General features: G+C 65.5%; 17 protein-coding genes. 5 read left to right on the top strand and 12 right to left on the bottom strand.

Annotated features, from left to right (window positions below; translation table 11 throughout):
- Positions 1–62 precede the first annotated feature (62 nt).
- Complete coding sequence (locus HCA61_RS02245; protein ID WP_169686224.1) at positions 63–1,454, bottom strand: glycine--tRNA ligase; 1,392 nt, start codon at positions 1,452–1,454, stop codon at positions 63–65.
- A gap of 164 nt (positions 1,455–1,618) precedes the next feature.
- Between HCA61_RS02245 and HCA61_RS02240 the strand changes: the two genes are divergently transcribed.
- Together HCA61_RS02240 and HCA61_RS02235 are read left to right on the top strand one after the other, a co-directional pair.
- Positions 1,619–2,032: a metalloregulator ArsR/SmtB family transcription factor gene (locus HCA61_RS02240; protein WP_240958882.1), complete on the top strand. Its 414-nt coding sequence runs from the start codon at positions 1,619–1,621 to the stop codon at positions 2,030–2,032.
- Positions 2,033–2,040: 8 nt separating this feature from the next.
- Positions 2,041–2,457: a Fur family transcriptional regulator gene (locus HCA61_RS02235; RefSeq protein ID WP_169686844.1), complete on the top strand. Its 417-nt coding sequence runs from the start codon at positions 2,041–2,043 to the stop codon at positions 2,455–2,457.
- 4 nt (positions 2,458–2,461) lie between these two features.
- Here HCA61_RS02235 and HCA61_RS02230 read toward each other — a convergent pair whose 3' ends face one another.
- Genes HCA61_RS02230 through recO form a run of 3 tightly spaced genes read right to left on the bottom strand, consistent with a single transcriptional unit; the run spans position 2,462 to position 4,459 of the window.
- Positions 2,462–2,884, bottom strand: coding sequence for a hypothetical protein (locus HCA61_RS02230; RefSeq protein ID WP_169686220.1), 423 nt, complete (start codon positions 2,882–2,884; stop codon positions 2,462–2,464).
- Positions 2,881–3,687 (bottom strand): isoprenyl transferase, encoded by an 807-nt coding sequence (locus HCA61_RS02225; RefSeq protein ID WP_169686218.1) that lies wholly within the window; start codon positions 3,685–3,687, stop codon positions 2,881–2,883. Before HCA61_RS02225 ends, HCA61_RS02230 begins: the two co-directional genes overlap by 4 nt.
- Positions 3,644–4,459 (bottom strand): DNA repair protein RecO, encoded by an 816-nt coding sequence (gene recO, locus HCA61_RS02220; RefSeq protein ID WP_247273483.1) that lies wholly within the window; start codon positions 4,457–4,459, stop codon positions 3,644–3,646. Before recO ends, HCA61_RS02225 begins: the two co-directional genes overlap by 44 nt.
- 121 nt (positions 4,460–4,580) lie before the next feature.
- Between recO and HCA61_RS02215 the strand changes: the two genes are divergently transcribed.
- Both HCA61_RS02215 and HCA61_RS02210 read left to right on the top strand, forming a co-directional pair.
- Positions 4,581–5,999 (top strand): amidase, encoded by a 1,419-nt coding sequence (locus HCA61_RS02215; protein WP_169686214.1) that lies wholly within the window; start codon positions 4,581–4,583, stop codon positions 5,997–5,999.
- 2 nt (positions 6,000–6,001) lie between these two features.
- A complete protein-coding gene (locus HCA61_RS02210) occupies positions 6,002–6,559 on the top strand; it encodes a TetR/AcrR family transcriptional regulator (RefSeq protein ID WP_169686212.1) in 558 nt (185 codons plus the stop codon).
- A 25-nt stretch (positions 6,560–6,584) separates the two neighbouring features.
- Here HCA61_RS02210 and HCA61_RS02205 read toward each other — a convergent pair whose 3' ends face one another.
- The 6 genes from HCA61_RS02205 to HCA61_RS02180 form a co-directional block, all read right to left on the bottom strand.
- Complete coding sequence (locus HCA61_RS02205; RefSeq protein ID WP_169686210.1) at positions 6,585–6,968, bottom strand: hypothetical protein; 384 nt, start codon at positions 6,966–6,968, stop codon at positions 6,585–6,587.
- 106 nt (positions 6,969–7,074) lie between these two features.
- The gene (gene era / locus HCA61_RS02200; RefSeq protein WP_169686208.1) at positions 7,075–7,992 is read right to left on the bottom strand and encodes a GTPase Era; all 918 of its coding nucleotides are present in this window, start codon (positions 7,990–7,992) and stop codon (positions 7,075–7,077) included.
- Between the two features lie 43 nt (positions 7,993–8,035).
- Positions 8,036–9,355, bottom strand: a complete 1,320-nt coding sequence (locus HCA61_RS02195; protein ID WP_169686206.1) for a hemolysin family protein — start codon at positions 9,353–9,355, stop codon at positions 8,036–8,038.
- A 65-nt stretch (positions 9,356–9,420) separates the two neighbouring features.
- A complete protein-coding gene (gene ybeY / locus HCA61_RS02190) occupies positions 9,421–9,963 on the bottom strand; it encodes an rRNA maturation RNase YbeY (protein WP_169686204.1) in 543 nt (180 codons plus the stop codon).
- Positions 9,964–10,012: 49 nt separating this feature from the next.
- On the bottom strand, positions 10,013–11,077 hold the full coding sequence (locus HCA61_RS02185; protein ID WP_169686202.1) for a PhoH family protein: 1,065 nt from the start codon (positions 11,075–11,077) through the stop codon (positions 10,013–10,015).
- Positions 11,078–11,215: 138 nt separating this feature from the next.
- The gene (locus tag HCA61_RS02180) at positions 11,216–11,848 is read right to left on the bottom strand and encodes a TetR/AcrR family transcriptional regulator (protein WP_169686843.1); all 633 of its coding nucleotides are present in this window, start codon (positions 11,846–11,848) and stop codon (positions 11,216–11,218) included.
- 122 nt (positions 11,849–11,970) lie between these two features.
- Between HCA61_RS02180 and HCA61_RS02175 the strand changes: the two genes are divergently transcribed.
- Positions 11,971–13,587, top strand: coding sequence for an MFS transporter (locus HCA61_RS02175; protein ID WP_169686200.1), 1,617 nt, complete (start codon positions 11,971–11,973; stop codon positions 13,585–13,587).
- A gap of 17 nt (positions 13,588–13,604) precedes the next feature.
- Here the strand turns inward: HCA61_RS02175 and HCA61_RS02170 are convergent, their stop codons facing one another.
- Together HCA61_RS02170 and HCA61_RS02165 are read right to left on the bottom strand one after the other, a co-directional pair.
- Positions 13,605–14,387 carry a prolyl oligopeptidase family serine peptidase gene (locus HCA61_RS02170; RefSeq protein ID WP_169686198.1) on the bottom strand — a complete coding sequence of 261 codons (783 nt, stop codon included), beginning with the start codon at positions 14,385–14,387 and terminating at the stop codon, positions 13,605–13,607.
- A 15-nt stretch (positions 14,388–14,402) separates the two neighbouring features.
- Positions 14,403–15,161 (bottom strand): 16S rRNA (uracil(1498)-N(3))-methyltransferase, encoded by a 759-nt coding sequence (locus tag HCA61_RS02165; RefSeq protein ID WP_169686196.1) that lies wholly within the window; start codon positions 15,159–15,161, stop codon positions 14,403–14,405.

Genomic DNA, 15,161 nt, shown 5'->3' with positions numbered 1-15,161 from the left:
GTCGACGCGGTGGGCCTGCCTTCTGCTTTGTGCCTGGGATCACCCAGCGCGGGTACCGGCTATCAGCACCCGATCAGACGCTGCGCGAGGTAGCCCTCGACCTGATCGAGGCTCACGCGCTCCTGCGCCATCGTGTCGCGCTCACGGACGGTGACGGCCTGATCGTCGAGGGTGTCGAAGTCGACGGTGATGCAGAACGGCGTGCCGATCTCGTCCTGGCGACGGTAGCGACGACCGATCGCGCCCGCGTCGTCGAACTCGATATTCCAGTTCTGGCGAAGACGGGCGGCGAGATCCTTGGCCTTCGGGCTCAAATCCGCGTTGCGGGACAGCGGCAGCACCGCTGCCTTGACCGGCGCGAGCCTGCGGTCGAGGCGCAGCACGGTGCGCTTGTCGACGCCGCCCTTGGCGTTGGGCGCTTCGTCCTCGGTGTAGGCATCGACGAGGAATGCCATCAGCGACCGGGTGAGGCCTGCAGCCGGTTCGATCACGTACGGCGTGTAGCGCTCGCTGGTGGTCTGGTCGAAGAAGCTCAGGTCGGCACCCGAATGCTGTGCGTGGGTGGACAGATCGAAGTCGGTGCGGTTGGCGACGCCCTCGAGCTCACCCCATTCGCTGCCTTGGAAGTGGAAGCGGTACTCGATGTCGACGGTGCGCTTCGAATAGTGCGACAGCTTGTCCTGCGGGTGCTCGTACAGGCGCAGGTTGTCCTTGTTGATGCCGAGGCCGGTGTACCAGTCCATCCGGTAGTCGATCCAGTACTGGTGCCACTGTTCGTCTTCACCCGGCTTGACGAAGAACTCCATCTCCATCTGCTCGAACTCACGCGTGCGGAAGATGAAGTTGCCCGGGGTGATCTCGTTGCGGAAGCTCTTGCCGATCTGGCCGATACCGAACGGCGGCTTCTTGCGCGACGTGGTGAGCACGTTTGCGAAGTTCACGAAAATGCCCTGAGCGGTCTCGGGCCGCAGGTAATGCAGACCCTCTTCGCTCTCGATCGGGCCTAGGTACGTCTTGAGCATCATGTTGAAGTCGCGGGGCTCGGTCCATTGCCCCTTGGTGCCACAGTCGGGGCACGCGATCTCGGTCATCGCGACGGAGTCCGGGTCGTCGAGCTTGTTCTTCTCGGCGTACGCCTCCTGCAAGTGGTCCTGCCGGTGGCGCTTGTGACAGCTCAGGCACTCGACGAGCGGGTCGTTGAAGACACCGACGTGGCCGGAGGCGACCCACACCTGACGAGGCAGGATCACCGACGAATCGAGGCCCACGACGTCGTCACGGCTGGTGACCATGTTGCGCCACCACTGCTTCTTGATGTTGTCCTTGAGTTCCACGCCGAGCGGGCCGTAGTCCCAGGCCGACTTGGTGCCGCCGTAGATCTCACCGCAGGGATAGACCAGCCCACGGCGCTTGGCGAGGTTGGCAACGGTATCGATCTTGGATTTGGGTGCCACTCGGATTCTCTCCATCTCGGATGCGGGTTCGCAGCATGCGTCGATCTCCAAGACTATCGTTCGGTGGCCGGGCACCGAACACGCGGCGGTTGACATGCACATCCATGCATATCAAAATGAGATCGGTTTGCAATAGTGCGCTGTCCGCCTCCGAAGGAGCATCCTTGAGTCTCGACTCCGGTCAACACGACTGCACGGTGAGCGCTCGCACTTCCGAACCGCACGAACCCTGCGAGATCCGGCAGCCGATCCCCCCCGACACTTTGGTCACCGCGGGCGAATTGCTCCGTGCACTGTCCGCGCCGATCAGAATCGCGATCGTCCTTCAATTACGGGAATCCGCGCGATGCGTGCACGAGCTCGTCGGCGCACTCGGCGTCACCCAACCACTGATCAGCCAGCACCTACGTGTCCTGAAGACCGCCGGTGTCGTCCGCGGAGACCGATCCGGACGTGAAGTCCTCTACCGACTCTCCGACGAACATCTCGCCCACATCGTCGTCGACGCTGTCGCCCATGCCCAGGAACCTACCGCCCAGGGCACAATCGCCCTGGGAACACCTGAACAGGAAGGTTGACGTCCACCTTGACCTCCGCCCGCAAGCCCCTCGTCGGGGTTCGCTCGACCAAACAACGCAGCGCGATCGTCGCCCTGCTCGACGACACCGAAGAGTTCCGGACGGCCCAGGACCTCCACGACGAACTCCGCAAGCGCGGAGACGCGATCGGCCTGACCACCGTGTATCGAACACTGCAGTCGCTCGCCGAGGCGGGCAGCGTCGATGTGCTCCGCACCGATACCGGGGAGTCGATGTTCCGACGCTGTTCCTCGGGTCATCACCACCATCTCGTGTGCCGCCGCTGTGGATTCACCGTCGAGGTGGACGGACCCGAGGTCGAGCGCTGGGCACACGAGATGGCCGACGCGAACGGATTCGTCGACGTCAGTCACACCATCGAGATCTTCGGCACGTGCAAGGATTGCGCATTCGCCGAGGACTGATCGGTCATGGCGTTTCGTCTGTAGAACCGGCGCCTGCGCCGACGGCCTCCCGAGCGCTCGCAGCACCGTCGAGTACCAGCAGGAGCATCGTCGTCAGTGCGGTGTCTTCGAGGCCGCTGATGGGGAACGAGTAACGCAGGACGACGTCGGCCTCGGCGTCTCGTTCGATCAGATGAACCGAACCGAACTGCACGGCGTCGGCAGCCGTGACCACCCGAGCGCGCACGTCGTCGTCGAGGGGAAGGTCCCAGCCGAGGACCCCGGTGAGCGACACGACATCGAGCCCGTCGGTGAGGGTGACCACCTGTGCCGCGAACGGGACCGCGCCGTAATCGAATCCGAGGGCCTCGTCGCCATTCGGCCCGGAGGTGCGCAGGTCGACGAACGGGGCGAGCAGACCGGCAATCCGCTCTCGGAAAACCGTCATTTCACACCGCCGAACCGACGGTCGCGGGACGCGTACTCGACGCAGGCCGACCAGAGGTCGCGTCGGTCGAAGTCGGGAAAGTTCTTGTCCTGGAATACCATTTCGGCGTAAGCCGATTGCCACAGCAGAAAGTTCGAGGTCCGCTGTTCCCCTGACGGCCGAAGGAACAGATCGACATCGGGCATATCGGGCTCGTCGAGATAGCGGGCCACCGTCGCTTCGGTCACTTTCTCGGGATCGATCTCGCCGGCCGCGACGCGACGTGCGATCTCGCGGGCCGCATCGGCGATCTCGGCTCGGCCACCGTAGTTGACGCACATGACGAGAGTCATCACGTCGTTGTCCTTGGTGAGCTCCTCGGCGATCTCGAGTTCCTTGATCACGCTGCGCCACAGGCGCGGGCGACGCCCGGCCCACCTGACGCGCACACCCATCTCGTGCATCTCGTCGCGGCGGCGGCGGATCACGTCACGGTTGAAACCCATGAGGAACCGGACCTCGTCGGGGCTGCGCTTCCAGTTCTCGGTGGAGAACGCGTACGCGGACAACCACTTGACGCCCACCTCGATGCTGCCGCACACGGCGTCCATGAGAACTGCTTCGCCTCGTTCGTGGCCGGCGGTGCGCGGCAATCCGCGCTCCTGCGCCCAGCGACCGTTTCCGTCCATGACCAACGCGACGTGCTGCGGAATCAGCTCGGGCTGGATGATCGGGGCACGCGCCCCCGACGGATGCGGGTCTGGTGGGCGGATGGTGCGGTCAGCCGGTCGGTGCGGTTCGCGTCGTCGAATCACGGTCTCCATCCTGCCTGACGCCGACTTCCGGGCTCCCGCCCGCGTGCGGACCGCCACGTTCGATGAGCGGCAGTGTCCGTAGTTGACGCTCGAGGTGCCATTGCAGATGCGCAGCGATCAGACCGCTCGTCTGACTCAGTACCGAGGCCGATGCAGATTCGCTGACCTCCCAGTTCCCCCGATTGAGCGCATCCATCAGCTCCAGCACTCCCGGCGCGGGCGTCGCCGCTCCCGGCGGCCTGCATTCGACACAGACGGCACCGCCCGCTCCTACATGGAACGCCGTGTGTGGTCCCGGACGGTCACAACGGGCACAGTGTGTGATCGCGGGTGCCCAGCCTGCGTAGAGCATGGCGCGCAGCAAGTAGGCGTCGAACACCAACTCCGGAGGACGCGTGCGGTCGCACACCGCGCGCAGGGCACCGACGGTCAGCCCGTGGAGCCGCGGAACGGGAGCGCGTTCCTCGCCGGCAAGGCGTTCGGCCGTCTCGAGAATCGCACACGCGGTGGTATAGCGCCCGTAGTCGTCCACGATGCCGATTGCGAACGCGTCGAGTGTCTGGACCTGGGTGACGACATCGAGATTGCGCCCGGGGTGCAACTGCACATCGATGTGAGCGAAAGGTTCGAGGCGCGCACCGAACTTCGAGCGGGTGCGGCGAACCCCCTTCGCGACGGCTCTGACCAGCCCGTGACGGCGGGTGAGCAGGGTGACGATGCGGTCGGCCTCACCCAGCTTGTGCTGGCGCAGCACCACAGCGTTGTCCCTGTACAACTTCACGCATCCGAGTGTGTCATGTCGCAACGACAACGCCTTCGCGGTGCGCGACCCCGCGTCGGGAACCTCGACACCGATACTGAAACGCGTTACTGTTCGTTCGAACGAACAACTTGGGGGATGCATGACCACGCACGACGTAACCACCCGATCCGCCGGGCTGACCGAGACCGTTGCCGCACTCGACGCCGGCATCGCCACCTCGGTCGAACTCGTCCGCGTCGCACTCGACCGGATCGACGCGAGCCGATCCACACTCAACGCTTTCCGCGTCGCACGGCGGGAAGCAGCGCTGACCGAGGCAGCCGAGGCCGATCGACGCCGCGCCGCGGGCGAACGCGGTCCCCTGCTCGGCGTCCCGATCGCAGTCAAGGACGACACCGACGTCACCGGTGAGACCACAGCGTTCGGCTGCCCGGGCGAACTCCCGGTTCGCAACGACGACGCCGAGGTGGTCCGCCGTCTGCGCGACGCCGGTGCAGTGATCGTCGGCAAGACCCATTCCTCCGAGGTCGGTCAGTGGCCCCTGACCGGGAACTCCACCTACGGATACACACGCAACCCTTGGTCACGGGGGCACACACCTGGCGGATCATCCGGCGGGAGCGCCGCGGCGGTCGCCGCCGGACTGGTCCCCGCAGCACTCGGCTCCGACGGCGCCGGTTCGGTTCGGATCCCGGCCGCCTGGACCAATCTGGTGGGCATCAAGCCGCAGCGCGGTCGGATCTCGATGTGGCCCCATCCCGAGGCGTTCTATGGGCTGACCACGCACGGACCACTCGCCCGCACGGTCGCCGACGCTGCGCTTCTCCTCGACGTGGTGAGCGGCAATCGCGCAGGCGATCTCCATCGGCGCGAGCCGATGGCCGTCTCCGACGCGGTAGGACGCGACCCCGGACGACTGAGAATCGCGTTGTCACTGAAGCTTCCGTTCACCGCCACGCCGAGACAGCTCGATCCTCGGGTACGTGTCCGCATCACCGCACTCGCCGCGACCCTCCGCGATCTCGGACACGAGGTGATCCTCGCCGACCCGGACTACGGAATCATGTTCGGTCTGAATTTTCTTCCGCGGTCGATGGCCGGAATCAACGACTGGGTGAGCGCGTTGTCCGACCCGTCCCTGACCGACCCGCGCACACGTGGCAATGCCCGCACCGGCAAACTCCTGCACGGATTTCCGCTTCGCGCCGCGAGAGCCGCCGAGCCCAGGCTACGGCGCCGTGTCGGCCGGATATTCGACCGGGTCGATGTCGTCCTCACACCTACTACCGCGACACCGCCGCCGCCGATCGGTGCGATCGACGGCCTCGGTGGCTGGGCCACCGACAAGGTGATCACCGCAGCGTGCCCGTATGCGTGGCCCTGGAACGTACTCGGATGGCCCGGAGTGAACGTTCCTGCCGGTTTCACCGACGAAGGATTGCCCGTAGGTGCACAACTTCTCGGGCACGACGACTCCGAGCCGATGCTCGTCTCGCTCGCAGCGCAACTCGAATCGGTATTGCGCTGGGACGAACAGAGCCCGGTCAGGTGGTGGTAGTCGTGGCCACCGATGCCCGGCACCGAATCATCGAGGCAACACTGCATCTCGTCGGAACGGACGGAATCGCGGGAATCACCAATCGGCGCATCGCGTCCCGCGCCGAGGTGTCGCTGGGGTCGATCACCTACCACTTCCCCAGCCAATCCGATCTGCTGAAGGCGGCGCTCACGACCTTCGTCGATGAAGAGACCGAACGACTGCGCACGATCGCCGACACGTATCGTTCTCAGACACTGTCGGTCATGGAAGCCGCGGCTCTCACCGAGCGGGTCGCAGAGGATCTCGCATTCACCGCCGAACGGATCGCACCGTACGAACTGTGGATCCAGGCGGGCCGGGATCCGGATCTGCGTGCAACTGCGGACGAATGCTGGTCAGCGTACGACGCACTGACCGTGGCGATTCTCCGCGCCCTCGACGTCCCGAACGCGGAGGTGATCGGGCCGATCCTGGTCGCGACGATCGCCGGACTGCAACTGCGGCGTCTGTCGACCGGGTCCGGCGCGGATCTTGCCGCCGCGACACTCCTCCTGCTCCAGGGAGCAACGCAACCCTGATCCACCGCGTTACGCTACGTCTTCCTCAGAGTTGCACCGTTCCGCTACCCACTTCCCTACCGCCCTCCAGGACACCGACTTCCACGTCCTCCGAATCGACGGTGACTTCGGCTGTGCATACGATCGGAACGGTCGACCTCGTCCCCGGTGCGAACGGCTCACCATGCGCAGGCCCCTTGATCGTGCAGGTGATCGCGTCCGCCGACGCAAAGGACACCTGTGGGCGATATCCGGAGAAGAATGGGCTGCTGCGTCCACCGACGTTGCTCGGCTTCATCGACAGGTCGACGAGAATCTCTTCTCCCGCAGGGAACGTGACCGGACCCACCGCGACTTCGTCTTCCGCGAGACACCCGGCGACGAAGAGCAGCGACGCCGCGGCAACCGCAAGAGGGGCATATACACGCATTCGGACCTCCGCATCGACAACGATGCGGAGACCCTAGCTCCATCGGACATATCCGACATCTACGTCTTCCATCGGGAAGATCATCCGAACGCGGCAGCGACGGGGGTCAGAATCCGAGGCGACCGAGTTGCTTGGGATCCCGCTGCCAATCCTTGGCGACCTTGACATGCAGATCCAGGAAGATCTTCACCCCGAGCAGCTTCTCGATCTGAGTGCGCGCCGCCGTGCCGACCTCGCGCAGACGCGCGCCACCTTTACCGATGACGATGCCTTTCTGGCTCGGGCGTTCCACGTAGAGCAAAGCGTGCACATCGAGCATCTCACCCTGTTTCTCGGTGCGCCCCTCACGCTCTCGGATCTCCTCGATCACCACGGCAAGCGAATGTGGCAGCTCGTCGCCGAGGCCCTCGAGTGCCGCCTCTCGAATCAGCTCCGCCATGAGGGTTTCTTCGGGTTCGTCGGTGAGTTCACCGTCGGGGTAGAAGGCAGGCCCCGGCTCCATGTGCGAGGCGACAACGTCGACGAGGACTTCGACCTGCTCCCCCGAGGTCGCCGATACGGGAACCACGTCGGTCTCGCTGCCAAGCAACTTCGACACAGCGAGTAGCTGCGCTGCGACCTGCTCCTTGCCCACCTTGTCGATCTTGGTCACGATGCCGATCAGCGGAGTGCGCGGCGCCACGGTGCGGACCTGTTCGAGAATCCAGCGGTCGCCTGGGCCGATCTTCTCATCGGCGGGAAAGCACATGCCGATGGCGTCGACCTCGGAGTATGTGTCGCGTACGAGGTCGTTGAGCCGCTGACCGAGCAAGGTCCGGGGCCGGTGCAGTCCCGGCGTGTCCACGAGGATCAACTGCGTGTGATCACGGTGAACGATTCCTCGAATCGTATGGCGAGTGGTCTGCGGTCGCGACGACGTGATGGCAATCTTGCTGCCCACCAGAGCATTCGTCAGCGTCGACTTGCCGGTATTGGGACGCCCCACGAAACAGATGAATCCGGAACGGAATTCGGAGTCGCTCATACTGTGTTCTGCCATCTGGTGTTCGACGCTGCTACGTCCTCGTTCACGATGCAGAGCACGCGCCGTCCTCCTTTCGTGAGGTGGGTGAGTCGTCGGATTCCGGAACGCGCCGGACGAACACGGTATTGACGCGGACGCGGCCGCGGACATCCGGGCCGCCTTCGCCGCGCAGGATGAGTCCGTGGGTGTGCACCTGCGACCCCGGCAGCGGAACGCGCCCGAGTTCGTAGCCGAGTAGTCCGCCGACGGTGTCGACCTCGGCGTCGTCGATCTCGATGCCGAACAGATCGCCGAGATCTTCGACCGGGAGGCGCGCGGAGACACGATAGGTGCCATCACCGAGAGCCTCGATATCGGGGATTTCCCCGACGTCGTACTCGTCGGCGATCTCGCCCACGATTTCCTCGATGAGATCCTCGATCGTGACCAGACCCGCGATGCCGCCGTATTCGTCGACGAGCACGGCCATATGATTGCGGTCGCGCTGCATATCGGACAAGAGGTCGTCGAGACGCTTCGAATCGGGCACGAACACCGGCGGACGCATCACCTCGGCGACCAAGACACTGTGCCCGCCGTCACTCGCGTCGTAGGTCTGTTGTACGAGGTCCTTCAGATAGACGACCCCGCAGATGTCGTCGACGTTCTCGCCGATCACCGGGATGCGGGAATGTCCGCTGCGCACGGCGAGAGACGTCGCCTGCCCTGCGGTCTTGGTGCTCTCGATCCAGACCATCTCCGGTCGGGGCACCATGATCTCGCGCGCGGTGGTGTCGCCGAAATCGAAGACCGACTGGATCATTCGCCTCTCGTCATCGGCCACCACTCCGCGTTCCTGCGCCAGGTCGACGAGCTCGCGCAGCTCGATCTCGTTGGCGAACGGACCGTTACGGAACCCGCGGCCGGGGGTGACGGCGTTACCCACAAGGATCAGGACCCTGCTGATGGGGCCGAGGACCACACCCAGCACGCGCAGCGGCGCAGCAGCGGTGAGTGCGATCGTGTAGGCGTGCTGCCGGCCGAGCGTCCTCGGCCCCACACCGATCACGACATAGTCGATCACGACCATGACCGCGGCACTGATCGCAAGAGCCGCCGTACGATTCAAATGACCGAGCAGCTCCCCGGCGAGCACGACGGTCGCCGTGATCTCACACAGGATACGAAGCAGCACAGCAAGATTGACGTATCGAGGCCGCTCTTCGAGGATTGCGCGGAGCCGGCGGGCACCCGCGCGGCCTTCCTTCGCGAGGTCGTCCACGCGCGCAGGCGAGACCGTGTTGAGCGCAGAATCGACGGCCGCAAAGAGCCCGCCGATCACGACGAGCAGTACCGCGAGGACGTAGGAGATCACGGTGCTCACGCCGACCTCACTCCGGTAGTGATGCCGAGGAGCTCACATCGCGTCCCATCTTCCGAGCACACGGTTCAGATCTCCGGATTGTCGACGAATCCGGCCTTTCCGAGCAACTGCTGATCGCGCGCGGCAAGCCGTGCGTCACGCTCGGCAAGGCGCAGTTCCTCGTACCACTCGGCGAGCAACTGGTTCTGGAGGCCGAACATCTCCTTCTCCTCCTCCGGCTCGGCGTGGTCGTAGCCGAGCAGGTGCAACATTCCGTGCACCGTGAGCAGAGCAAGTTCGTGGTCCAGGGAATGACCGGCCTTCTCCGCTTGGTCTGCGGCGAAGGCCGGACACAACACGATGTCGCCGAGCATGGACGGGCCCGGCTCAGGTGCGTCCGGTCGGCCACCGGGCTCGAGTTCGTCCATCGGGAACGACATCACGTCGGTGGGTCCGGGTAGATCCATCCAACGCACGTGCAGATCGGCCATGGTGTCGGAATCCACGAGCACCATCGACAGCTCCGCGGCGGGATGCACGTCCATTCGGGCGATGACGAAACGGGCAACGTCGAGCAGTTCTTCCTCGACGACCTCCATCCCGGACTCGTTCGAGATTTCGATGCTCATGTCTGTCGTTCCTTCTGCACTTCTGACGGATTCGGGTTGTGCGGCATGTTCACCGGCGCTGGATCCGGTGTTGTGCGGCGCGACGCTGGGCTCGGTTGCCGATGCCCGTTTCGCCGGCCCGCTCGGCTTCGAAGCGCCCGTAGGCGTCGACGATGTCGGAGACGAGCCGGTGACGCACCACGTCGCTGCTGTCGAGCCGTGCGAAGTGGATGTCGTCGATGTTGTCGAGGATTTCGGCAACAGCGGCGAGACCCGACCGGGCGCCCCCGGGCAGGTCCACCTGAGTGATGTCGCCGGTCACGACGATCTTCGACCCGAAGCCCAGACGGGTGAGGAACATCTTCATCTGCTCAGCAGTGGTGTTCTGCGCTTCGTCGAGGATGATGAAGGCGTCGTTGAGGCTCCGACCACGCATGTACGCCAGCGGCGCGACCTCGATCACCCCGGCCTGCATGAGCTTCGGAATCGCTTCGGGATCCATCATGTCGTGCAGGGCATCGTGCAGCGGACGCAGATACGGGTCGATCTTCTCGTGGAGAGTTCCCGGCAGGAACCCGAGGCGTTCACCTGCTTCGACCGCGGGGCGGGTGAGGATGATGCGGGTGACCTGCTTGGCCTGCAGAGCCTGCACTGCCTTCGCCATCGCCAGGTACGTCTTGCCGGTGCCCGCCGGACCGATACCGAACACGATCGTGTTGGCGTCGATCGCGTCGACGTACCTCTTCTGATTGAGCGTCTTCGGACGGATCGTCTTTCCACGTCGCGACAGGATGTCGAGGCTGAGCACCTCCGCCGGCGACTCGGACAGCCCGTTCGTGAGCATTCCGACGGTGCGGCGCACGGCATCGGGCCCCAGTTGCTGACCTCGGCGCACCAGCGTGACCAGTTCACCGATCACCCGTTCGGCAAGGGCTACGTCAGCGGGCGTACCACTGAGGCTGACGGTGTTGCCTCGCACATGGATGTCGGCGGCAAGGGCCGCTTCGAGTGCGATGAGGTTCTCGTCGGCTGTGCCGACCAGGGGAGCTGCAGCCTCTGGCGGAAGATCCAGGCTCGATCGGACCGGGATCCGGCCTGCGTCGTCGGGGTCGCGTGTGCGGTCTGGTTCACTCACGTGGACGGAACGGCCTGCTTTCGGGTCAGATACGGACACGACGGGCGTCGTGTCCGTAGCCCAGTCTAGCGCCGTACGGTGCGCGGCTTCACGGCATTGCTGCGGCCGGCGCCCGGGCTCCGCATCGCGACCCCGGAATCACGCCCTTGCGTGCAGCCACCGCTGCGCCGATGCGACCACTTCGGCGGCGCGATCGGGAGTCACGCCGGCGAGGACCAGCACGCCGAGCGCCATGGCACGGCTCGCATCGTCGACCACCCCGTGATTGGCCTGTTCGAGCGTGGCCATGGTCAGGCCTTCCATCATCCCCACGAGGACAACGGTCGGCAGATAGGCGGAGAACACCCCCGCTGCGCGTCCCCGTTCCACCACACCGCACGTGTGGGTGCGGACCGGCGCGATCAGCTCGGCGATGCGTTCCTCGCCGACTTCCTTTCTGGCAAAAGACAGCAACACCCGGTATCGATCGCCGACAGGACTCAGGCGCAGCACTCCGACGGCAAGCGCCACGTCAGCATCCTCGGGCTCGGGCTGCTCGACGGACGCCGCGAGCGCCGTCCCTGCCTCGTCCGCGAGCCCTTCGACGAGCGCGTCGCGGTTCGGGAAGTGCGCGTATACGGTGCGTCGCACCACGCCTGCTGCTTTCGCGACGTCGTCCATGCTCGCATCGGAGTTCGCTGCAAAACATCGCATCGCCGCGTCGAGGATCCGCGAGCGGTTCGCGTTGGCACGCTTCCGCGGACTGGGGACCGATTCCTCCACGCTGCTCATCCTCGCTTCGCCACAGATGTGATTCACCGTCCAGTCTAGTTGCACACTCATGTGCAACTAGTTACATTGCACATGACTGTGCAATTACGGCCCGGTGTCCGGGCTCGCCCGAGGAGAACCGCATGACCGACACCGTCCCGGATGCTCGGAAAACCGCCGAACCGGACCCCTATCCCAGGCGTTGGGCCGGCCTGGCAATCCTTTGCCTGAGCTTGCTCATCGTGGTGATGGCGAACACCGCCCTGATCGTCGCGGCACCCGGCATGCTTCGCGATCTGCAGCTCACAAGCACCGACATGCAGTGGGTCATCGACGGATACACCGTTCCGTACGCGGCGCTGATGCTCCTGTGCGGCGTTCTCGGCGATCGGTTCGGTCGACGACGCGCACTCCTCGTCGGGCTCATGGTGTTCGCCGCCGGAGCCGTGTACGGAAGCCTGGCAGACAGCGCCACCGAGGTGATCGCCGCCCGCATCGTGATGGGGGTCGGCGCTGCGGTGATCATGCCCGCAACCCTCTCGCTCCTCGTGGCGATGTTCCCGGCACACGAGCGCACCCGCGCGATCGCGGCATGGGCCGCAACCTCCGGACTCGCCATCGCGCTCGGTCCCCTGCTTGCCGGATGGCTACTCGAATCACATGAGTGGGGCTCGACATTCCTGATCAACGTGCCGATTGCCGCGGCCGCGGCAATCGCTTCCCTGATCCTCGTCCCACCGTCCCGCGCAGACAACGTCGACCGCACCGACTGGATCGGGGGGTTGTTGTCGATCCTCACCGTCGGCGGTCTCGTCTACGCGATCATCAACGGATTCCACTTCGGCTGGAGCACAGCGACTCTCGGCATCATGGCGGTGTCCGTCGCTGCAGCGGTGGCATTCGTCGTGTGGGAATTGCGGCACCCGCAACCACTCCTCGAGCTCAGGCTGGTCGCCGATCGGACGGTCGGGGCAGCGTGTATCGCGGTGTTGCTCTTGTTCTTCGCAACTTTCGGGGTCATCTACTTCGTTGCGCAGCAGTTCCAGTTCGTGCTGGACTACGGACCGCTCGAAACAGGCCTGCACCTGCTTCCGCTCGCCGGGGCGGTGTCCGCGGGCGCGGCCGCAAGCTCTCGCCTCGCACCCCGCTTCGGCTCACGGGTGACGGTGACCGCCGGGATGGCTGCGGCTACGGCCGGGGTACTGGTGCTCACGCAGTCCCACTCCGATTCCGGGTACGGGATCTACCTTGCGTGCCTGCTGCTCCTGGGCATCGGCATCGGCATATCCACGCCGCCTGCCACCGACCTGATCATGGCCGGTTTCCCCGAGAACGAGCTCGGTGCAGCCGGCGGACTCAACGACACCGCTGTCGAATTCGGTGGTTCACTCGGAATCGCTTTGCTCGGCTCGGTTCTCGCCACCACCTACCATCAGTCGATCGCAGGCTTCCTCTCGGAGCTGCCGTTCGGACAGCTGACGGGTCCCATGGCCGAACAGGCAGAACTGGCCGTTGCCGCAGCGGGCGACTCCGTGGGCGGTGCCTCCATCGTCGCGGAGGAACTCGCCACGAATCCGTTTGCCTCGCAGCACGCGGAACCGTTGCGAGAAGCTGCGGGCTCCGCGTTCTCCGACGCCATCGGGCAGGCGAGCCTTGTCGGGGGTATTGCACTGGCGGTCGGGACTCTGCTGGTCGCGACGATGCTGCCCTCAGCAGACCGAAGCCCACACGATCACATCGAGCTCGTCTCCAGAAAGTAGTCGCTCAGCGGACCGATTCACGAACCCACCGGCAGGTCTTCGTCGAGCCACGGGTCTTCATCGAGCACCGCCTTCATCGTGAGGTCCCAGCTGCGAGTGCTGCGGTCGAGGAAGGCATTGTGGCCTTCCCCAGGTACCTCCCACAGCACGACCCGGTCGCCGGCAGCGCCTGCGGCCGTCGCGTAGGCGCGGCTGGCAGCCACCGGCACCTGCAGGTCCTCACTGCCGTGGATGCAGACCGTGGGCACGCCGCTCGGTACCCGATGCAGCGGCGACGCATCGCGATAGACCTGCGGGTCGTCCGCATAAGACGCTCCGAAGAGGGCTTCGAGTGCGGCGCCCCCACTCCGGGTGGCGGCTCGGGACGCGAGGTCGAGTGCCCCGGCCTGGGAGATCACGCGACTCGGCCGCACCGGGCATTCCCGCTGCCCCGCCACCCACAGCGCAAGTTGGGCACCTGCGGAATGCCCGACGATCCGGACATCGCCGGTATCGAGCGGAGTCGGCGACGCTGCGGGCAGCAACGTCCGGGTCGCGGCGAGCGCCGCCTCGATGTCTGCGCTCGTTTCCGGCCAGGCCCCACCGGCACCGACCCGACGGTATTCGACGTTCCACGCCGCCACCCCTCGCCGAGCGAGTTCCGCACCCAACGTCGTCGCCAGATTGAGGTGGAAGTCGGCGCTCCAATAGCCGCCGTGAATCAGCATGACGACAGGGACCGGGCCGTCAGCCCCGGGCGGGGTGTACAGGTGCCCGAACTGGGCAGGCTCGGAACCGTAGTCGATGCGGAGGCGTGGCATACCCAGCATTATCGATCAGCTCAGGGGCTGCCTGCCCCACCGATCGGTGAGCACACCCACTGCACCGAGCGCGACGGCAGCGGCCGACGAGGTACGCAGAACCGTCGGACCGAGCGAGACCGCTGTCGCGCCTGCTCCGACGAGCGCTTCGACCTCCGCATCGTCGAGCCCGCCTTCGGGGCCGACGATGAGAACGAGTTCGGGGGCCTGCGCAAGGGGCAGCGACGAGAACGGAACGGTGGCCGATTCGTGCAGCACCGCGACGACACCACCGCGTTCGACGGTCGCCCGCGCCCGGGAAACGACTTCGGCGGTGCGGTGTAGTGAGTCCACCTCGGGCACATATGCCCGACGGGACTGCTTCGCGGCGGCCGTCGCCGTCGCCTTCCACTTCGCCAAACCCTTGTCTGCCTTGGAATCCCACCGCGCAACGCAACGTGACGACTGCCACGGCACGAACCCGTCGGCGCCCGCCTCCGTCGCGAGTTCTATGGCAAGTTCCGACCTGTCGGATTTCGGAAGGGCCTGGACCACGGTCACGACCGGGCGCGGCGGTTCGATCATGCCGCGCCGGAGGACGGTGGCTTCGAGCCGGTCCTTGGCCACGGCCGTCACCTCGACGTCGGCGACGCCACCCCTTCCGTCGGAGAACACGAGCCGTTCTCCGACGGGGATGCGACGCACCGTCGCCGCATGCCTGCCCTCTTTACCGTCGAGGACTGCAAGCGCCCCGATCTCCGGCAGCGGGTCCAGATAGAACAGCGTCGCAGCCAC

It is taken from the genome of Rhodococcus sp. HNM0563 (assembly GCF_012726195.1).
Taxonomy (GTDB): Bacteria; Actinomycetota; Actinomycetes; order Mycobacteriales; family Mycobacteriaceae; genus Rhodococcus.
This window is presented reverse-complemented; position numbering and strand designations above follow the sequence as displayed.